The sequence below is a fragment of the Methanospirillum hungatei genome (assembly GCF_020216685.1).
Taxonomy (GTDB): domain Archaea; phylum Halobacteriota; class Methanomicrobia; order Methanomicrobiales; family Methanospirillaceae; genus Methanospirillum; species Methanospirillum hungatei_B.
In genome coordinates this window covers 1-19,870 of sequence record NZ_JAIWNS010000107.1, presented here as the reverse complement: position 1 = coordinate 19,870, position 19,870 = coordinate 1, and the positions used below count along the sequence as shown (strand labels likewise).

The 19,870-nt window shown below is 48.7% G+C and carries 18 protein-coding genes; 13 read left to right on the top strand and 5 right to left on the bottom strand.

Annotation, left to right across the window (positions count from 1 at the left end):
- From LDL35_RS06425 to LDL35_RS06405, 5 genes are all read left to right on the top strand, one after another.
- A partial coding sequence (locus LDL35_RS06425) for a PAS domain S-box protein (RefSeq protein WP_304020590.1) occupies positions 1-1,135 on the top strand: 1,135 nt, incomplete at its 5' end.
- Between the two features lie 95 nt (positions 1,136-1,230).
- A complete protein-coding gene (locus tag LDL35_RS06420) occupies positions 1,231-1,938 on the top strand; it encodes a VTT domain-containing protein (protein WP_304020588.1) in 708 nt (235 codons plus the stop codon).
- A gap of 111 nt (positions 1,939-2,049) precedes the next feature.
- Positions 2,050-3,960, top strand: coding sequence for a CHAD domain-containing protein (locus tag LDL35_RS06415; RefSeq protein ID WP_304020586.1), 1,911 nt, complete (start codon positions 2,050-2,052; stop codon positions 3,958-3,960).
- Positions 3,960-4,541: an HD domain-containing protein gene (locus tag LDL35_RS06410; protein ID WP_304020585.1), complete on the top strand. Its 582-nt coding sequence runs from the start codon at positions 3,960-3,962 to the stop codon at positions 4,539-4,541. Before LDL35_RS06415 ends, LDL35_RS06410 begins: the two co-directional genes overlap by 1 nt.
- The gene (locus tag LDL35_RS06405; RefSeq protein ID WP_304020583.1) at positions 4,532-6,091 is read left to right on the top strand and encodes a Ppx/GppA phosphatase family protein; all 1,560 of its coding nucleotides are present in this window, start codon (positions 4,532-4,534) and stop codon (positions 6,089-6,091) included. Before LDL35_RS06410 ends, LDL35_RS06405 begins: the two co-directional genes overlap by 10 nt.
- A 9-nt stretch (positions 6,092-6,100) precedes the next feature.
- Here the strand turns inward: LDL35_RS06405 and LDL35_RS06400 are convergent, their stop codons facing one another.
- Positions 6,101-6,658, bottom strand: a complete 558-nt coding sequence (locus tag LDL35_RS06400; protein WP_304020581.1) for an NAD(P)H-dependent oxidoreductase — start codon at positions 6,656-6,658, stop codon at positions 6,101-6,103.
- A 209-nt stretch (positions 6,659-6,867) separates the two neighbouring features.
- Between LDL35_RS06400 and LDL35_RS06395 the strand changes: the two genes are divergently transcribed.
- Entirely contained in the window at positions 6,868-8,508 is a 1,641-nt protein-coding gene (locus tag LDL35_RS06395) for a 2-oxoacid:acceptor oxidoreductase subunit alpha (protein ID WP_304020580.1), read from the top strand.
- Positions 8,505-9,350, top strand: a complete 846-nt coding sequence (locus tag LDL35_RS06390) for a thiamine pyrophosphate-dependent enzyme (RefSeq protein ID WP_304020578.1) — start codon at positions 8,505-8,507, stop codon at positions 9,348-9,350. Before LDL35_RS06395 ends, LDL35_RS06390 begins: the two co-directional genes overlap by 4 nt.
- Positions 9,351-9,353: 3 nt before the next feature.
- Here the strand turns inward: LDL35_RS06390 and LDL35_RS06385 are convergent, their stop codons facing one another.
- Positions 9,354-10,295 (bottom strand): tetratricopeptide repeat protein, encoded by a 942-nt coding sequence (locus LDL35_RS06385; protein ID WP_304020576.1) that lies wholly within the window; start codon positions 10,293-10,295, stop codon positions 9,354-9,356.
- A gap of 192 nt (positions 10,296-10,487) precedes the next feature.
- Here LDL35_RS06385 and LDL35_RS06380 point away from each other — a divergent pair, with 192 nt between their 5' ends.
- Positions 10,488-10,964 (top strand): pyridoxamine 5'-phosphate oxidase family protein, encoded by a 477-nt coding sequence (locus LDL35_RS06380; RefSeq protein ID WP_304020574.1) that lies wholly within the window; start codon positions 10,488-10,490, stop codon positions 10,962-10,964.
- Here the strand turns inward: LDL35_RS06380 and LDL35_RS06375 are convergent.
- Positions 10,908-13,010 carry a thioredoxin domain-containing protein gene (locus LDL35_RS06375; RefSeq protein ID WP_304020572.1) on the bottom strand — a complete coding sequence of 701 codons (2,103 nt, stop codon included), beginning with the start codon at positions 13,008-13,010 and terminating at the stop codon, positions 10,908-10,910. The two genes, LDL35_RS06380 and LDL35_RS06375, sit on opposite strands and share 57 nt — an antisense overlap.
- 249 nt (positions 13,011-13,259) lie before the next feature.
- Here LDL35_RS06375 and LDL35_RS06370 point away from each other — a divergent pair, with 249 nt between their 5' ends.
- Positions 13,260-14,468 carry a PAS domain S-box protein gene (locus LDL35_RS06370; protein WP_304020571.1) on the top strand — a complete coding sequence of 403 codons (1,209 nt, stop codon included), beginning with the start codon at positions 13,260-13,262 and terminating at the stop codon, positions 14,466-14,468.
- Between the two features lie 21 nt (positions 14,469-14,489).
- On the opposite strand, the gene LDL35_RS06365 is transcribed toward LDL35_RS06370, so the two are convergent.
- A complete protein-coding gene (locus LDL35_RS06365) occupies positions 14,490-14,825 on the bottom strand; it encodes a transcriptional regulator (RefSeq protein WP_304020568.1) in 336 nt (111 codons plus the stop codon).
- Positions 14,826-14,978: 153 nt separating this feature from the next.
- Here LDL35_RS06365 and LDL35_RS06360 point away from each other — a divergent pair, with 153 nt between their 5' ends.
- Positions 14,979-16,745: a PEGA domain-containing protein gene (locus LDL35_RS06360; protein ID WP_304020565.1), complete on the top strand. Its 1,767-nt coding sequence runs from the start codon at positions 14,979-14,981 to the stop codon at positions 16,743-16,745.
- A gap of 36 nt (positions 16,746-16,781) precedes the next feature.
- Positions 16,782-17,096, top strand: coding sequence for a hypothetical protein (locus tag LDL35_RS06355; RefSeq protein ID WP_304020564.1), 315 nt, complete (start codon positions 16,782-16,784; stop codon positions 17,094-17,096).
- Here the strand turns inward: LDL35_RS06355 and LDL35_RS06350 are convergent, their stop codons facing one another.
- The gene (locus LDL35_RS06350) at positions 17,097-18,023 is read right to left on the bottom strand and encodes a class I SAM-dependent methyltransferase family protein (RefSeq protein ID WP_304020562.1); all 927 of its coding nucleotides are present in this window, start codon (positions 18,021-18,023) and stop codon (positions 17,097-17,099) included.
- Positions 18,024-18,062: 39 nt separating this feature from the next.
- Here LDL35_RS06350 and hmgA point away from each other — a divergent pair, with 39 nt between their 5' ends.
- Together hmgA and LDL35_RS06340 are read left to right on the top strand one after the other, a co-directional pair.
- On the top strand, positions 18,063-19,268 hold the full coding sequence (gene hmgA, locus LDL35_RS06345; RefSeq protein ID WP_304020559.1) for a hydroxymethylglutaryl-CoA reductase (NADPH): 1,206 nt from the start codon (positions 18,063-18,065) through the stop codon (positions 19,266-19,268).
- Between the two features lie 54 nt (positions 19,269-19,322).
- Positions 19,323-19,870: hypothetical protein (locus tag LDL35_RS06340; protein ID WP_304020557.1), on the top strand; the 548-nt coding region annotated here is incomplete at its 3' end.

The following is a 19,870-nucleotide window of genomic DNA, read 5'->3' as shown; positions in this document are numbered from 1 at the left end:
AGACTTTTACCTGCAAAAGTCAGGTGAGCCGGGCAGGGAATTTGCAGATCTTTACTCAAAGATCAACCTTGCCATTCAGAAATATTATGCAGAAAAACGGGTGAAAGAGACCACTGCCTTACTTCGTTCTACCCTTGAATCAACCGCGGATGGCATCATCGTCGTTGACAGCGAAGGAAAGATAAGTGCCTGGAACAGGAAATTTGTTCAGATGTGGAATATCCCCTATCATCTTGTGGAAGGAGGGGACTATTCTGCGATTCTCAGTTATATCCTCCCGCAGATAAAAAACCCGAATCATTTTTTCAACCGGACCGATTACCGGATCAGAGAAGGAATCAGACCGGGGATTGATATTATAGAACTCCGGAACGGGAAGATATATGAACGGTACTCCCAGCCCCAGATGATTGATGGGGAGATAGTCGGAAAGGTGTGGAGTTTTCGGGATATTACTGCGAAAAAAAGTGCAGAGAATGCACTGCGGGAGAGTGAAGAGCGGTTTCGTCTGCTCTTTGAACAGGCCCCGGTTCCATATCAGTCTCTGAATGAAAAAGGGGAGATAATCGAGGTGAATGAGGCCTGGGTACGGCTGATGGGATATGAGAGGGACGAAGTGATTGGCAGATCGTTCATGACCTATATTCCTAAACAGAGTCTTAATGATTTTCAACGCTTCCTCCGTGATATCTCTGATTTTGGATCAGTATATGAATCTGAACTTATCGTCATCCACGCAACAGGCAGAGAGATCCCGGTCATACTATCAGCAAAGATGCTGACAGGAGGGCCTGATGAGGGAGTGCGGACGCTCTGGACATTCACCGATATTTCTGAACAAAAACGTATCGAATCCCAAAAAGAAGAAGCAATCATTCAGATTCAGAAAAATCTTGCCGAATTAGCCATATTAAATGACGGGGTCAGAAATCCCCTCACCATAATCGCAGGCCAGGCTGAACTGACTCTTGGCGATAAAGCTGGACAGATACTTGCACAGGTACAGGAGATCGACCAGATGATAGACCAGCTTGACCAGCGATGGCATGAGTCCACGAAGATACTCAAATACCTGCACCGTCATCACGGAGTCTTTCTGTTTCACCCGGATAGTGACCAGGACGGGGAATTATAACTTAAAAAGACACGCACTATTCCCGATAATATCTGGTATCCCTGATTCCGATATGGGAAACCCTATTGCCCCGGAGAGGGAACAGATCCGCAGATATGGACTTAACCCTCATTGATCTGATTCTTCATATTGATTCATCACTTGAGCAGATGGCCGGTGAATTAGGAGCCCTCATCTATGCCGTCCTCTTTCTCATCATCTTTTGTGAGACCGGACTTGTGGTGACCCCGTTCCTGCCAGGAGATTCACTCCTCTTTGTATCTGGAGCCCTTGCCGGGACCGGCGTTCTCAATATCTGGGTTCTGCTTCTTATTATCGGGCTTGCAGCAATCATCGGAGATACGGCAAATTTCTGGATCGGCAGATATGCCGGGTGTAAGATCATGGAGGGTCGCCTTTCAGCATTTATCCATAAAGAATGGCTGGAAAAGACACATCACTACTTTGAGAAATATGGAGGGGCAACCATCGTTATCGCACGGTTTGTCCCGATTGTCAGGACTTTTGCTCCGTTCCTGGCCGGGATTGGGAAGATGCATTACCAGTGGTTTCTGTTCTATAATGTCGCAGGTGCAATACTCTGGACCGGAGGGCTTGTCGGAGGCGGATACCTGATTGGAAATATTCCGGTCATATCTGACCATGTCTCACTTCTGATGTGGGTCGTGCTGGGGATATGTATCTTCTCTATCGCCATGGTGATAAAAGCCATCCTATCAGCGGCCCTCTATGATAAAAAGAAAGACGAAGCGAAAGGAGATTCTGCCGCTGACTACTGTTACCGCCTTGAAGTGGAGAAGTAACCCCTGATTTCAGTTCAGATCTGACGGATGGGAGCAGGATCAAAGGAGTGAAATAGGCTCCTCTATATATCATACATACCATATTGCCTACTCCAGTACGGGAGGACATAGATGAGATGTGATCACAGACATACACAGGATCCTGCTTTTTCCCGGTATGCTGCTCTGACGATGCTTCCGCTCCTCCGATCATTACAGCAGGAGTTATCGGGAGTAAAAACGGCAGACGATATCGAATATGTCCATCGGGCACGGGTTGCAACCCGCCGGCTCAGGGCATGCCTTACCATATTCTCTCCCTGCCTCCCGTCTCATACTGTAAAAAGATGGAGACGCACCATCAGAAACATTACAAGGTCACTTGGTGAGGCCCGTGACCTGGATGTCCAGATAGATTTTATCAGTTCATTTCTTGCGAAACAATGCAGGGACTCCTGTCAGGGAGAGGTATTCTTCTATTCCCATCCATTAACAGACAATAAACCGGATAATGAAGGGAATGAATGCATGTATCACCCGCTCTTTACCAGAGTGACAGACGGGAACCCCTGTGAGGGATCCGAATCGGAGGGTCTTCTTTCATGCACCTCATTTGATATATACAGACCAGGTCTTGAATGTCTGCTCCACCGACTCAAAACCCGGCGTCGGCAGATACAACCGGATCTTGTCAGAGCCGTCGACCAGCTGGAGGAGACAGCGGTTCTTGAATCTGTAACGACCTGCCTGCATGAACTGAAGGTCAGGGCAGAGATTGAGGATGGTGGAGAAGTCTCTCCATTCTCCTATGAACAGGCGTTTGTCAATATCATGACCGCCATCTCTGATCTCTTCTGGTTTGAACCCTGGCTGTCAGAACCGGATACTATCCATCGTCACCATGAGATGCGAATCGCTGCAAAACGACTCAGATATACCCTGGAGTCATTCGCGGGTCTCTTTGAATGCGGATTGAAAACAGAGATTAAGACTTTTAAACATCTTCAGGATGTTCTTGGTGACATGCATGACTGCGATGTCTGGATTGAGAAGATCCCCCTCTTCATCAGGGATGAGGAGAAACGAGCCCTCAGATATTTTGGAAATCCCGACTTTTTCTCTATCCTTCAGGAAGGGCTATTAAAACTGCTTGATAACCGGAAGAAGAAAAGAGCAGAACTTTTTTCTGAACTGCATACCCTTTGGGACTCACTCAAACAGGAGGGATTCTGGGACAAGCTGAGGGAAAAGGTATCAATACCTGTCCATCAGTCATTCCAGGAACGTTCAGACCCATGTCATGACGGGCCGGTTACGATTGCCCTGATATCAGATGTACATGCAAATCTTCCTGCCCTTGAGGCAGTACTTGCTGATGCACGGAAGAAGGGTGCTACGGCAGTACTCAATGCTGGTGATAGTATTGGATATGGTGCATTTCCTGACGAGGTCATATCATCTCTTCGGGCATCCCATGTCCTCTCGGTTATCGGAAATTATGACCAGGCAGTCCTTGTGAAAAAATGGAAGACAGGACGGCCCAGATCACGGGACAAGCAGATTGCGATGCGGTTTGCATACCATCATCTCTCAAAGGAGAATCGGGCCTACCTCGCAGGGCTTCCCAGGGAATATACATTGAGAGTAAAGGAAACTACCATTCTGGTCACCCATGGCAGCCCTGATTCGCTTACTGAATATCTTGTCCAGGAGACGCCGGAGTCCAGGTTTCGTGAGATTGCACAAAAGACAAAGGCAGATATTATCGTAACCGGTCATTCCCATATCCCATCCATCAGGGAGATTGATAATGTGGTATTTGTGAACTGCGGGAGTGTCGGGAGAACAGAAGATGGCGATCCCCGTGCCTGTTATGCCCTGCTGACGTTGGACCCGCTCTCAATCGTTCATGTGCGGGTACCTTATGATATTGACCGGGCAATTGATGCCATCAGAAACCGCCACCTTCCTGATTCATTTGCCAGGATCGTCTCTGAAGGAAAGCCCTTGGATGTCGTATCCGAACCGGAGGATTCGGTCTGATGAAGAGATCGGTCTGGCCGGTTATCCAGGACTATTCAGAAAGGCTGGACCCGGATCCTTTTCATGCACAACAGGTATGCCGGTTATCGGGTATGATATTTGACGACTTACGCCCTCTGCACCATCTGCCCCCTGATACCCGGGATTTATTAAAAGCGGCAGCTCTTCTCCACGATATCGGCTGGAGCAGAGCAGATAAGCCCCATCATAAAGCATCACGGGACATAATCCTTACCGATACAACAATGAACCTGACAACCAGGGAGAGAAAGATAATTGCGTTAATTGCCCGATACCACCGGAAGTCGCATCCAAGGCCTGATCATGCTGTCTTTAAAGAACTCTGTGAGGATGATAAGCAGATTGTTTCCTGGTGCTCCGGCATCCTCCGAGTAGCTGACGTCCTTGACCGGGCACATCAGAATCTGGTCAGGGAAATCCATTGCTTTATTACATCAGAGGAAATTGTAATCTCCTGTACCTGTAAAACCCCGTTATACCATGATTCACCAGTCTTTGCCGAGAAAAGCATGCTTTTACAAGAACTTACCCATCGCAGGATTTGTCTTTCATGCACCTGAATATTCCACGGATTATTGGATTTATTGATCTTGGGACAAATTCCGTTCGTCTTCTTGTTGTGAGACTGAATCAGAACGGATCATACACTCTCGTTACCCAGCAGAAAGAGGTAATCAGACTTGGAGAAGGGGAATTTCTTAATAACCGGCTGACCGATGCAGCCATGGAGCGGGCAACAGGGGTAATCGTCCGGCTGATTGAACTTGCGAAAAGCAGGGGGGCCGAAGAATTTGTCGCAGTAGCCACATCAGCAACACGAGAGGCATCAAATGGTGAGGAACTTTGCAACCGGATTGAGGAACTTACCGGTGTTAAAATTCATATCATCTCCGGAGCAGAGGAGGCAAGACTGATATGGCTCGGGGTATCAAGCGGGATTGACCTGAAAGGTGAAACGGCTCTTTTTATTGATATCGGTGGTGGTTCGACAGAGATTATTGTCGGAGATCAGCATGAACCGTTCTTTCTGAGAAGTCTGAAACTTGGAGCTATCAGAACTACGGGGATGTTTGTACAGGCTGAAAAGGACGGGAGAGTATCACAGCACATGCTCTTTTCTTTGAGAAGGCGGATTGAGCATGAGATCGTGCATATTGCACGGCATATTACCACCTGGAATATCACCAGGGCGATTGGCAGTTCAGGAACCATCCTCTCCCTTGAAACAATCGCTGCATCACATAAACCATGTGTTTCATCTCATATTCCCGGATTTATCAGCATCGAAGAACTGGACATTCTCATCAGGTATCTCTCAAATCTGCCCCTGCAGGTGCGAAGAGAGGTGCAAGGCCTGAATTCTGACCGGGCAGATATTATCATCGCCGGTGCGGTCATACTTCATGAGATAATCAAGGTGAGCGGGCTCAAAGGAGTGTATACGTCATCCCGCTCTCTTCGGGACGGCCTGCTCGTTGATTACATCACCAGGATCCCTGGCTTTCCCCATGCAGAACCAGTATCCATACGGGAACGATCCGTAACGCACCTGGGCCGGCTCTGCCATATTGATGAGCCCCATGCTTCTCATATTGTCAAACTCTCTTTGCAGCTCTACCACTCAGGGATCAGATCTGGACTTTTTCGATCGTACGACAACGCAGAAGAACTCCTTTCACATGCGGCATATCTGCATGACGTCGGGCAGTTTATCTCGTTTTCCAACCATCATCAACACTCATTCTATCTTATAACACAGGTTCCCCTTCTTGGTTTTAACCAGCATGAGGTCCTGATGATCGGGCTTATTGCACGATATCACCGGAAAAAACTCCCACGGCAACGGGACAATCCTTTTCAGGAACTGGACCGGACCGACCGGAGAATAGTCAGGGTCCTTTCTCTCCTGCTCAGGCTTGCTGAAAACCTTGACCGCAGTCATGACCGGCGTGTTGAGAAGGCGGAGTTTATCAGAAAAAAAGACAGGGTTGTTTTATCAGTCTCCTGTATATCAGACTGCTCACTCGAGATATGGGCCGTCGAGTCTGAAAAGGATTCATTCTTCAGAACCTTCAGGACCAAGTTACAGATTGAAACTCACCGTGGATAACGAAAGTCATCAGTGTTCTGACTTCAGTTCCCCAACTAGATCACGGACTGCCGTTATTACTGCATCTTTGGCCTCTGGATCTTTGAGTACTTCACCCCTCTTGTACCCATGCCCGTATACTGACCTGATTATCTTCATCTCATGAGCCTGTGCCCATATGCGGAGGGTCTCCAAAGCACGATCCTCACCGGAGACCGCACTGACTGCAACCGGAATGACTTTTTTACCTTTGAGCTGCCGGTCATGCCAGAGAGAATACGTCCGGTCGATAAGATTTTTTACACGACCTGATACATCCTGAAAATACACCGGTGAGCCGATGATGAGAAGATCACTCTTGAGCATTTTTCTGGCAATAGAATTGAAATCATCCTTCACCACACAATACCCGGTCTCCATGCATTTTCTGCATCCTTTACAGGGACCGATCTTTGCATCAGCCAGGGACACCGATTTCATTTTGAGATCTTCAATCGCGGCCTCTTCTATCTGCTCATTCAGATAACCGATAAGCAGACCGGTATTGCCCTTCTTCACATGACTCCCGGAGAGAGATAAAACGCGCATATATATGACCGGGATCTGATACCATATAAATTTACTGATCTCTCTCTTTTGATTCCCCAATAGATCCAGAGTTTCTATGGTATCACTATACAATCAGATATCACTCAATAGTTTTCGTTTTTTTATTGAGAGGTCGTACTCACACATTCTCATACAGTAGCAATATTGATTACCAGATAAAGCACAGTTCCCACAGAGAGGCAGCTACGGTGGCAGAATTTTCAGTCCTTATCGGAGGAAAAGCAGGAGACGGCATCTCACAGGCAGGTCAGGTTATCGGCTCTGTCTTTTCCTCACTGGGATATCATGTGTACCAGTATGTCGATTATCCCTCGCTCATCAGGGGCGGGCATAACTTCTGTATCATTCGTGCTGCAGAGTATCCGGTGACGGCATTCCGATCCGGGGTGGATGTCATCATCGCCTTTGATCAGCAGACTGCCGATCTTCATAAAGGCCGGTTGTCAGATGACGGGATCATCATCTCCGATGCCGACCGGGTAAAGGCACCAGGCCTTGAGATACCGCTTGGCCAATTGATTAACACCCACCAGGGGATTCCGATCATGGGAAATACCGCTATGATCAGTGCCCTGATCAGGTATCTTGGTGTACCCTGGGAGAGGATAGAACCGGTCCTGAAAAGAAAGAATCCCAAAAAAACAGAGAAAAATCTTGAGATTGCCCGGGCCGCCTGGGACGTGCTCTCACCATCCCGGAAGCTGGGTATCCCCGGGGGTTCTTCAAGACCCTTCCTTTCAGGCAATGAATGGATTGGACTTGGCCTTCTGGCCGGCGGGCTTGATGCCTATGTGGCCTATCCGATGACCCCGTCGTCAGGTATCCTGCATTTTCTCGCATCAATTGCAGATGAGGCAGGTATTCAGGTATATCATCCGGAGAGTGAGATAGCAGTCATTCTCATGGCACTCGGGTTTTCCTATGCCGGCAGGAAGGCAGCAGTCGGCACCTCCGGCGGGGGCTTTTGTCTGATGACCGAAGGGCTCTCCCTTGCAGGACAGGCAGAAATTCCAATCGTCATCGTCGTCTCACAACGAACCGGCCCATCGACCGGACTGCCGACCTATACCGCACAATCTGATCTGATGTTCATCCGCTATGCAGGACAGGGAGAGTTTCCCCGATGGATAGCAGCTCCGGGCACACCTGAAGAAGCAATCTTCCTCGGAGCGGAGGCGGTTCGGATCGCATGGAAATTCCAGGTCCCTGCCTTTATCATAACCGATAAAACCTTCTCGGAGGGGCTTTTTACCGGATCGTCAGATCTGCCGGACCTCCTCCCACACCGGGTCTCTGCTCCTGCATTTCCCTATCACCGGTATGAGGATATGCCTGATGGTATCTCACCCCTTCTTGCTCCCCCGCATCCTGGCGAGATCGTAAAAGTAAACAGTTATACCCATGATTTCAAAGGCATCACAACGGAAGACCCCCAGATAACCATTGCCATGGTTGAGAAGAGAAAAAGAAAAGAGAAGGCTTTGAAAGAGTATACAGACCAGCCGGGGAGTGTTAAAATTGCCGGGGATGAAAAAGCACCGGTGTGTGTTATTGCGTGGGGTTCTGTCCGGGGACAGGTGGCGGAGATCGCAAAGGATAACTCATTCCGGTTTGTATCCCCTCTTATCCTCGAACCATTCCCGATAAAGACCTTTATGGCTGCTCTGGAGGGAGTTGACAGGATCATTGTGGTTGAAGAGAGTGCAGCAGGGCAGATAGATAAAATTCTCAAAGAGCATGGTATTGTCCCGGATGAGATCATCCTGCGGTATGACGGAAGACCATCGACGATTGAAGAACTGGAAACCCGGATCAGGAGGGTATTATGAGTCCGAACGCAACACTGGTCTCTGAAGCAAAAAACACCTGGTGTCCGGGGTGTGGAAATTTTGCAATTCAGCATGCGTTTCGATATGTCATTGAAGAGTTTGAGAAAGAGGGTATCCCAAAAGAGAAGTTTGTCCTGGTTTCAGGCATCGGATGTCATGCCAAAATTGTGGATTATTTTAACTTAAACAGTTTTTACTCCCTGCATGGCAGGACAATCCCTGTTGCCACCGGGATTAAGATGGCAAATCCTGAGCTCAAAGTCGTATGTTTTGCCGGAGACGGGGACCTCTATGCAGAGGGACTTGATCATCTGATCCATGCAGCAAAACGAAATATCGACATCACGGTTATCTGTCATAACAACCGGGTGTACGGGCTTACTACCGGACAGTATACCCCGACATCCCCGTATGGTTACCAGGGCCGGTCCACCCCGGACGGGATCCATGAGTACCCGCTGAATATTATTGAGCTGCTGCTTGGGTCAGGGGCAGGCTTTGTGGCGAGGGCATACACGCGGAACATCCCCCTTCTCAAACGGGTCATACATGAAGCCATCACTCATCCAGGGTTTGCCCATATTGACGTGCTGCAGATCTGTGCAACCTTCTTTAACATGACATCCGTCTATGACGAACAGGTATACGAAACATCTGAAGCAAATGTTTCACAGTTTGATATGGCCTGCCGGACCGGGCAGCAATGGAACTATTCTGATCCCGGGCCTATCCCCCTTGGTATCTTTTACAAAACAATCCGGCCATCACTGCCTGAGAAACGCGAGATCAAACAGACTGACCGGAAAAAGGTAATTCAGGAGATCCTTTCCAGATATTCCTGATTATCATTCCCGCTCTTTTTTTACTGGCCGCTTTTTTATAACACCCATGACACCGAGGATAAGAATGGCAATGATACCTATACCGATCATGAGATAATTCAGAACAAATATCGCCGGAGGTATGACAAAGGGAGTGTTCACCACCGGCACTTCTATCTCCTCATGTGTCGTGGCTTTCCTGATCTCTGGATTCACCTTTGCAAGCCGGTTTAATGTATCACTGTACTTCTGCGGGATGTAACTTTCATCCAGTGATATCGCTTTTTCAAATGCATTCAGTGCCTTTTTCATATTGCCCATGTTAAAATGCACGCTTCCGAGGTTATTCCATACCTCGGCAGAATCAGGATAGAGCTGGATAGACTGATTAAATGCAGCGATGGCTTCATCATTGCGGTACATCTTTGCAAGTACCTCTCCCTTTTTATTCCATGTCGCATTATTTTTCGGATCTATCTTCAGGGCTGAAGTATACGCATAATCCGCCTCGGTAAACCGGTTTAAGGCAGCAAGCACATCTCCATATCCGTCCTGATTCTGAAAGATATAGGGATTTAAAGAGACGGCCCTTGTATAGATATCCAGCGCCTCCTGATAATTCCCCAGCTCATAAATGGCACGACCCTTTTTTCCCAGGAGATCTGCATTCGTCTTGTCGATGGTGATGGCGCGATCATATGATTCGGCAGCTTCTGCATACCGCTTCAGTTCCATCAACGCATCGCCGCGTAATTTCCACCCTTCTGTGTAATATTCATCCAGAAGAAGGGCCTGATCATAGGCTGCGATCGCGCTTACATAATCCTTCTTTTGAAAAGCATCTTTTCCTTTGTTTATCCACACTGTAGCGTCCTGAATATTCTGAGCAGATACAACAGGACTGAGTACAAACGTGGTTGCTATTAAGAGAAGGATTGCCAGAACCATGCCTTGCCATCGGGTCATAGGTAATTCCATCGGTATTTTACTCAAAGAATCCAATGAGTGTGTGACGGATTCAATAAAGTAGTTTCTCTTTCCAAAAGAAAAGTCCTCGTTTTATCATTTCTTGAAAGAGTATAGCATCTGAGAGATTGAGATCCGGGATGCAGGTCTGCATAGTTTATTAGATGGAACGTGTATGTTGTTTTAGGTATCATGGAGATCGTGAAAATCCCCCGGATGGAGAAAGAAGAGTATGATGCGCTGATTCACAGCCGTTTTATGGCACGAATCGCCTTTTCTGGGGAAAAATATCCCTATATTGCACCATTCCTCTATGTGTATGACGGAAACCACCTCTATTTCCTCTCCACAAAATATGGCAAAAAGATAGAATACTTCAGAAAATCCCCATATGTCTCCGTGGAGATTGATAAGTATACAAAGGATCTCTCCTGTTACATGTTTGTGACACTTCAGGGGTATCTTGAGGAGGTGAATGACTCTATCGAGAAAAAGATCACAAGAGAGAGGTTTGTGAACCTGATCCGTGAGCAGAATCTCTCCACCAACATTCTTGCAGCCCTCGGTCATTCACCACAGGACCCTCCGGAGTCAATCTGTAAAGAGGAGCGCTCACTGGTCTGGCGCCTGAATGGTGTCAGAAATCTCATCGCCCTGAAAAATATCTAATCCCGAAAGATAATGCCGTACCTCATCGACCGTGGTGATGGGGGGATGACACTGCCGGTGTGAACAGATGTGAAGGGCGGGCGTGTCCCCCTGACATTGGACAGACATAGGAAGAAAATCTGAGTCAGATCTCTTACTGATAGGGATTCTGATCATTCCCGGAAGATACGTGGACCAGAGAAGACTCCAGATCTCATCGCCTTCCGTACTTCCTGATTTATCGCAGAAAACAGCAGTGCCTCTCACATTTTTCTCGATAAGTCCACATAAAAAGGTGCAGCAGCCGGTTATCATCCGGGGATCCAGTGAGCGATGATACCCCTCTGTCTGTCGGGCTTTTTGGCGATATGATCCATCCCCGGTAATGGAATAGAGGGCACAAAGCAGCAGGTAACCGACTCCGTTTGTTGAAAATGTCGGGCCGTCTGTCATTTCCTTCATTCTTACCGGCAGATCGGTCGCTGAGGGGACGAGGAAATATCCACCATGTACAGAATCATAGAACTGATCAGAAACAGTCTTTTCAAGTAAGATGGCTCGATCAAGCCACATGGGGTTGCCGGTTGTCTGATAGAGGGTAAGACAGGCCCATGCAAGATATATATAATCACCCGCGGTTCCGTCAATACCTGCCTGACCGTTCCGCCATCGGTGAAGCACTATCCCGTCAGGACGAACCATTTTCGAGAAGAGAAATTCTGCTGCAGATACTGCCCTGGTGCAGAGTGATCTCTCCTGAAAGACCATACCGGCAAAGGTCAGTGCATGGATTGCAAGAGCATTCCAGTCGGTCAGGACTTTGTCATCACAGGGAGGTCGTTGACGCTTTTTCCGTGCATTGTTGAGGGTATGAATAATAGAAGCATAGGCTGTTTCCGGGTCTCTGACTCCCGCTCTTGTCAGGATGTCCAGGGGATCCTGCTCAGGGAAAAGAACATTATCTCCGGGTTTCATCCCATGCATTCCGGACACATTTCCTTCACGGGTAATTCCAAACAGGGTGCAGACAAGCTTTGCATCTTCTCCGAAGAGCTGCTCAATCTCATCATAGGACCAGAGATAGTATACCCCCTCTCCTCCCGGACTATCGGCATCTTCAGATGAGGAAAACCCACCTGGCGCGTCAGAGAGAACCGTGATCATGTACTCAAGGGCTGCCAGGGCGATCCTTCGGTACCGGTCCTGTTTCGTGACCTGCCAGATCTCGGTATAGATTATCGCCATCATCGCCTGATCATAGAGCATCTTCTCAAAGTGAGGCAGCTTCCAGGCACTGTCGGTTGCATACCGGTGAAAACCCCCATCCAGATGATCTCTCATGCCACCATACGCCATCCGATCAAGGGTTGTCGTAATCATGTCAAGGATGGACAGGTCCTGATATATGACTGCATACCGCAGGAGAAAGAGAAGCACGGGAACAGAAGGAAACTTTGGAGCAGGCGAAAAACCTCCATACATTCCATCATACGATCCGGTGAGATTCCTCGCTGCGGTATGAAGCAGGTCATCCGGATCATGGTGGGTGTCCTGCCTTGTCTGCTCCAGTACTGCTGATAGTATCAGGTCAGATACATCACTGATCTTCTTTCTCTCATCTCTCCAGACTGATGCAAGATATGGAAGGAGATCACGCATACCCGGCATACCAGGACGACTTATTTTGGGAATGAAGGTTGCTGCATAAAATGGGCGTTTATCCGGAGTGAGAAAGATATGCAGAGGCCATCCGCCAGATCCGGTCATTACCTGGCACACGGCCATATATAATTGATCAATTTCAGGTCTCTCCTCCCGATCCACTTTTATCGAGACAAAATGAGCATTAAGGAGAGATGCGATCTCCTCATCCTCAAAACATTCGGTCTCCATGACATGACACCAGTGGCAGGCTGCATATCCGATTGAGACAAAAACCGGCATATCATGCTCTTCTGCTCTCGTAAATGCCTCATCACCCCAGGGGTACCAGTCTACCGGATTGTATGCATGGTGGAGAAGATAGGGACTGTGTTCCTTTGCGAGCCGGTTTGGGGAGTGAGTCATACTGCAGCATACACACGTTTAGGATTTAAACATTAAGGAGAGTCCACCGGCTTAACAGGCGATGCAAAAAGTCAAACCGGAGGATATGGACTACAGATCCGGCACCATGCAAGAAACGGGGTGGCACCATCTTGACATAATCCACCATTAAGTATTTATGATGACATAGACAATCTCTTTCCATCGATGGACAATACCCATTATTACATCTCACGGATCTCTGATTTTTTACGTGAGAATCGGGATGGAATGACAATATCTGAAATTTCAACCGGTTTGTCCATGTCACGGAACACCATTGGGAAATATATAGAAATGATGTTTCTGTCAGGAATGGTGGATGTGCGAACGGTCGGAAAGGCGAAGATATTTTTTTTATCCAAACGCATCCCTGTCACAACACTTCTTAATTACCTTTCATCTGCAGTTATTCAGACTGATGACCGGTATTATATTCAGAGTGCAAATATCTCTGCAGCTGAATTACTCGATACCGATCTTACTCAGATGACCGGGCGTAATATTCTGGACCTTCTTACATTACAGGGTTTAAAACCGGAGGTCAGGACGCGAATACTCTCCCCTGATCGTCCCCTGGTCTTTGCTTCAGATATTGAACTTGTAAGGTCAGATCAGAAACGGTTCGTCTGGCTGACTGTTGCAGATGTGGTCATGTATGACGGAGCAAAGGGGCACTATTTTGTCATTGAAGATGTGCATGAATGGAAAGAGGCAGAAGAGAGTAAGAGAAGGTATTATGCTCTCTTTCACGCCCTTGCAGCCGAAACCGATGATCGGGTTTTTGTCATGACGCCGGAACTTGTCTTTACCTATGTGAACCCCCGGTTCGGACGGGCCTTTCATCGGGAACCAGAGTCATTTATCGGGGAGAGCCGGACAAATATCTGCGATCATCATGCAAAACCACTGATTCAGGAAGCTGCAAAGTATGTCTGCAGCAGGAATGAGCCGTACCGGATCCTTTTCTCGATACAGGAGCGGGATCAGGTCAGGTGGTTTGATGAGCGATTATTTCCGGTACAGGATAATAAAGGGGAAGTCAGAGAGATCATCGGGTTTTCCCGTGATATAACCGGGTTTCAGGAAGGAGGTTCTGCCTCTGTTCTTCTTACATCCCTCATGGATCTGCTCCATGAAGCGGTGATAACCACAACTCCTGCCGGAAAGGTCCTTTCGTGGAACCGGGGCGCTGAACTGATGACCGGGTATCCCCGTGATGAGCTGATCGGAAGTACTGCACTCTCTATAATTACCCCTGATTTGAATGCCGGCAGGGACCTGGTTCTTGAAACCTGTAACGGAGAGGAGATACGGGATCTAAAGGCGATTATCAGGGCAAGGGGAGGGAGAAAGAAAAGAGTTCTGATCTCAACTTCCCGGTTGTCTTTTCAGGACAATATCGTCAGTGGAGTGTGTATCGTCATTCGGGAACACTGAGTCTATGCCTGATGTATCAGCTCAACCCTCTTTTTCAGGACTTTCACATGCAGAACACATGGTATCCCCATCACGGATCAGCACACATATCCTGCATATCCGATCACGGGGATCACTGATCTTTCCTGATACGAGGTCCCTCGCCAGTTCAGCGATGGCATCTGATACCTCATCTGAAAAAACAATCCGGTATCCTCGTTTTCCGGAGAGATATTGCGATACTGCAGAAGGCGCCATGTTCAGGATAGTTGCCACCATCTTCTGTGAAAGCCCGCACCTGACCATCTCTCCTGCTATCGCAGCACGTATTGCAGGGAGCGAATCCCACACTATTGTCTCACACGGAAGTTTTTCCATGTCATATCTCCGGTGAGAACTTATTTCACGCCGTGAATTATCAATATGTGGATCCGGATGACACAGACCTGCATCGCATTGCAGTAACTATATCGGATACTACTCCAACTCATTTTTATGTCACGGCTCCGGTTATGGATACTCAGCTCCCTGTTGATACTGGCATTCACAGGGATTGGGTTCTCTGAAGAACTCTCCAATCAGGCAGAACCAATCGGTTTTATTCCTGACGGATATGAAGATGACAATCCCCCGTATTATCCGACTGACTACCCGACCGATTCCCCCACGTATATCCCCACCGATATACCGACAGAATATCCGACGATCACCATTGAACCAACACCACAGGAGCAGTATGGATGGGTTTTCATACACTCTGTCCCCTCCGGTGCCATGGTCACCTTTGATGGATCATATCAGGGTCTAAGTCCGGTAATGGTGCAGGTCTCACTGACTGAGTCCAGGTTCCATCAGATCTACATCTCAATGGACGGATACCAGGACTGGAGCACCTCCCTTTCAGAACTCCCCCCACCGGGCCAGACAATTCCGGTCAATGCAATCCTTGTTCCGATGGAACCGACAATCACCCCTACGTATACCCCCACCTGGACTCCTACCGAGACACCAACATGGACCCCGACGCCAACCCCCACTTTGATCGGTTCTGATTATGGATGGGTGTATATTGATTCGGTCCCGTCCGGTGCTGAAGTAACCTTTGATGGCACCTACCAGGGATCTGCTCCGGCTCTTGTCAAAGTGTATACGACTGGCACCCCGTCACACCAGATCTTCGTCAGAATGACCGGGTATTATGACTGGACTTCGTCCATGAGAGAGAACCCGCTTCCGGATCAGACCATCCCCATTACTGCCACTCTGGTCCCCAAAGCGCAATATGGCAGTATCCGGGTGACGTCAAACCCGACAAAGAGTATTGCAATCCTTGATGGAGGAAACCAGGATCTGACACCATGCACCTTCTCTGACCTGATGCCCGGACTTCATACAATCAAAGTGATCAAAGACGGATACCAGCCATTCATCTCGCAGGTCCGGGTAAACGCCGGATCACAGTCACAAATCCAGGCTCAGCTGAATCAGATAATCCAGACCGGAACACTCTATGTTTCCAGCATCCCTTCCGGCGCAGACATCCAGCTTGATGGCGTATACTACGGACAGACGCCATATACCCTCTCTGCATCTGCCGGCAGTCACAACCTTATGCTCAGGCTTGCAGGATATACCCCTTGGAAATCCGGAGTAACAATCTCTGCAGGTCAGCAGAACCAGATTTCAGCCCGCCTTGAACCCCAGGGACCACAGTACGGGGCAATCCAGGTTGCAAGTATGCCCGGATCCTCACAGGTATTCCTCAATGACAATTATGAAGGGAAGACGCCCGATACCGGATACCTGGATATCCCAATGCTCAATCCAGGAACATATGCAATCAGGATCAGCCATCCCCAGAACCAGGATTACCAGGGAACGGTTGCTGTCACCGCAGGACAGGTGAGTACCGTCAATGTTGCCCTGCAGGCAGCACCTGTTCCGGCAACTGTCAATGGCACTCTGATGGTGCAATCCCATCCCTCAGGGGCAGTAATATTCCTTGATAACCTGTTTAAAGGAGTCACACCGCTAAACCTTCCATCAGTACCCCCTGGTGAGCACACCCTGACTCTTCGGATAAACGGATATGATGATGCAGTCAGGCAGGTTACCATAACCGGAGGGAATACCACGGATGTTCTGATTGAGATGATACCGACTGCTCCTCCGACAGAGAAACCCACACAGACTCCTGAGCCGACGCAGACAAAGGCACCTGCACCAATCTTTGCACTCTGTACCGGAATCAGCCTTGCTGCAGTGGCTGTCTTAAGGTCCCGACGATCTGATCTGTGAGAAGAACTATCCCTTTTTTTTACCTATAGTACCAGCGTGCAGCATCTGATAACACTCATATGCATCATCATCCTGCTCGGTTTGGTTGGCATGGCTCTGGCAGAAGAGAATGATGCCAGGAATTTATCACCCGTGATTTTTTCCTTTTCTGCTGCAAGTCCCGTGAAGGATGCCCAGATCAATTTCACCCTCAATACCACCACTGATTACTCACAAAACGAGTCAATTGAAGCGTATTATAATAACCTCAGCCTGGAAACCGACACAAGCCTCCCAAAATTAGTGCTGCTTGGAATACCAATGGAATGTCATTTCTGTATGATAATCCCCTCAGTCATGCTTACAATGTAGTCAGAGGCGTTCCCCATCGCCACGGACAATATCATATACCACATGGAACCGGTCGGGAGAATAGGATCTGACATACCGGTGTTCAACGTTTTTTACAGGAAATGTCCGGAGAGTATCAAGATATTCATCCTCCCGGCTCACCAGGGCATACAGGTGTATCATACCACCCGGCCGTGTCATTGTAAACGCGGCAGTAAGAAACGGGATCGAATGGAGTGGCAGGTTCATGATAATCCGGTCTGCAGGGTGCGTAATGATGTCTGGAAGATTGAGAGCATCAGAGAGGATGGGAACGACATTGGTCAGACGATTTCGTGCAATATTTCTGACCATGAGAATGACTGCTTCAGGATTTATATCTCCTGCATAGACTATGGAGGCTTTTTCTGCAAGGGTTATCGCAAAAGGCCCGACCCCGGCAAACATGTCAATGACCCGCTCTCCTTCATTCATCAGTGAGAGTATACGCTGGCGTTCGCCGGACAGACGGGCCGAGAAGTATGCGAGAGCGAGATCGATTGAGAAATGATGACCATATTCGATGTATTCAGTCGCCGTGGTATCTCTTCCGGCAAGCACTTTGAACTTTTTTGTCCGGAACGGCCCTTCAACCGCACTCTCCGCAAACAGAACGGTATGATATGTCTTTTTTGACGCAAGAATATCAGCGGCACCAGAGGGGTCATCATCCTGCATGATGGCAATTCCACCCACCTGTTCAAACCGGGGGAGATCTTTTTTCTCCTGTTCACAGGTGAATTCCTGACAAACCGCGCCCTCAATTTTTCTGATAACCGGGATGAGCAGATACTCCCCATCAGACCTGATCCGACACAGACGATCAAGCACCCCCTCCTCAAGAAGCCTTTTTCTGGTCTTCTCCCCTTCTGACCGGTGCACCTTAAGGCACCAGCGTTTTGTCTGCATCCCTCATGTTTTATGGCCGGGCCGGTATAACAGATATGCATGGATGAGTACCTCCGCAGACTGCGGGATGGAACACTGAAATTATATGCGCTTGAGAAAGAACTTGGACCCGCTGATGCTGTTTCCATCCGCCGGAAGTTTATCGAAGAAGAGACCGGAGTTTTGCTTGACCGGATAGGTGACTGTACCATCTCTCTTGACGCGGTGGTAAAGAAGAACTGCGAGAATATGATAGGCACGATCCAGGTACCAGTCGGGGTTGCAGGGCCTGTCAAGATAAAAGGAGAGTATGCAGACGGAACGATGTACCTCCCGCTTGCAATCACAGAAGGAGCACTCATTGCATCAGTCAACCGGGGCTGCAGCCTTATTACAGCAGCAGGAGGAGCAGATGTCAGAATATTAAAGGACGGTATGACCCGTGCCCCCGTTTTTGCTGCTGACAGCATTGTCCATGCAAAGGCGGTGTGTGACTGGATTCATGCTCATGAGGGAGAGATCAGAGCGGAGGCAGAGTCCACCACACGGTTCGGGAAACTGACCGGGATTGAGATGACCACCGCAGGAACATCTGTTTTTGTCAGACTCTCCTTTTTTACCGGTGATGCAATGGGGATGAATATGGTTACCATCGCATCAGCAAAAGCAGCAGAGCTTATCAGCCGGGAGACAGGGGCACGCCTTATTGCCCTTTCCGGGAACTGGTGCACAGATAAAAAGCCGGCAGCGGTAAATGTCGTCATGGGGAGAGGCAAAACCGTCAGTGCCGGAGTATACCTCTCCCAGGAACTGATACGCAAGGTATTAAAGACCGATGCAGCCTCCCTCCTTGAGGTCAATACCAGAAAGAATCTGGTTGGCTCAGCCCGTGCCGGTTCATTCGGGTTCAATGCTCATGCAGCAAATATCGTTGCAGCGATGTTTATTGCATGCGGACAGGATCCTGCCCATGTGGTTGAGGGATCTCTCTGCTTGACCACCGTTGATCCCGCTCCGGATGGTGTTTATGTATCTGTCACACTTCCTGCTCTTCCGGTCGGGACCGTCGGGGGCGGAACCGGTGTTGAAACCCAGGCAGAGTGCCTGCGGATGCTTGGCGTATCCGGTAGTGGCGACCCGCCCGGCTCACATGCGAGAAAGTTCGCAGAGATTGTTGCATCTGGTGTTCTTGCCGGAGAATTATCCCTCCTTGGAGCACTCGCGGCTCAGCACCTTGCCCGTGCCCACAGCACTCTTGGAAGATAATCCGGATACACCTCTCTCAGCAACTCTTTCTTTTCATATGGTACACCCTATCATATGACAGATTACGGGTGTATCAGACTCCCTGCATTATGCAGGATCTTGCTCTTTGGTCTTCTCATTGCAGGACTTATTCTCTGCATAATTCCATCGGTAAGTGCCGATTTTCCCGAGACACATTCATGGAACCCGTACCAGGGCTGGGATATCGAATTATCATCAATTGCCGGAATCGGCCTTTTTCCAACCGTACAGGTTGACTGGACGCCGAAACCAACCGCAGGACCTCTCCCGAAAGTATCCAGTGACACATGGGTGAAACTGGCCTACTACCCGCCTGGATCTGAACCGGGACAGCCCGCAATTCTTGCAGGATATGTAGGTGGCAGAAACTACAATGCAGAGGTTACCATCACCGGGAAGATGAAGATCGATGATGAATTCCATGACATTGTCACTACCAAGGCTCAGGAGAACGGTGTTTTTGTCTGGGCGGTACCAGATGAACTTACATCAGTCCCCTACTTCCAGGCTGTTGCAAAGGTAAGCGGCACCATGGCAAAATCAGAGATAGTCCAGACGACAGGCCTTTCCGGATATGTGCC

Excerpts from the sequence above, each read along its gene's own strand:
- LDL35_RS06375 (WP_304020572.1), bottom strand. The coding sequence starts at position 13,010 with ATGACTCACTCCCCAAACCGGCTCGCAAAGGAACACAGTCCCTATCTT.
- LDL35_RS06390 (WP_304020578.1), top strand. The coding sequence starts at position 8,505 with ATGAGTCCGAACGCAACACTGGTCTCTGAAGCAAAAAACACCTGGTGT.
- LDL35_RS06365 (WP_304020568.1), bottom strand. The coding sequence starts at position 14,825 with ATGGAAAAACTTCCGTGTGAGACAATAGTGTGGGATTCGCTCCCTGCA.
- LDL35_RS06370 (WP_304020571.1), top strand. The coding sequence starts at position 13,260 with ATGACAATATCTGAAATTTCAACCGGTTTGTCCATGTCACGGAACACC.
- LDL35_RS06415 (WP_304020586.1), top strand. The coding sequence starts at position 2,050 with ATGAGATGTGATCACAGACATACACAGGATCCTGCTTTTTCCCGGTAT.
- LDL35_RS06350 (WP_304020562.1), bottom strand. The coding sequence starts at position 18,023 with ATGCAGACAAAACGCTGGTGCCTTAAGGTGCACCGGTCAGAAGGGGAG.
- LDL35_RS06385 (WP_304020576.1), bottom strand. The coding sequence starts at position 10,295 with ATGACCCGATGGCAAGGCATGGTTCTGGCAATCCTTCTCTTAATAGCA.
- LDL35_RS06380 (WP_304020574.1), top strand. The coding sequence starts at position 10,488 with ATGGAGATCGTGAAAATCCCCCGGATGGAGAAAGAAGAGTATGATGCG.
- LDL35_RS06410 (WP_304020585.1), top strand. The coding sequence starts at position 3,960 with ATGAAGAGATCGGTCTGGCCGGTTATCCAGGACTATTCAGAAAGGCTG.
- LDL35_RS06420 (WP_304020588.1), top strand. The coding sequence starts at position 1,231 with ATGGACTTAACCCTCATTGATCTGATTCTTCATATTGATTCATCACTT.
- LDL35_RS06400 (WP_304020581.1), bottom strand. The coding sequence starts at position 6,658 with ATGCGCGTTTTATCTCTCTCCGGGAGTCATGTGAAGAAGGGCAATACC.
- hmgA (WP_304020559.1), top strand. The coding sequence starts at position 18,063 with ATGGATGAGTACCTCCGCAGACTGCGGGATGGAACACTGAAATTATAT.
- LDL35_RS06405 (WP_304020583.1), top strand. The coding sequence starts at position 4,532 with ATGCACCTGAATATTCCACGGATTATTGGATTTATTGATCTTGGGACA.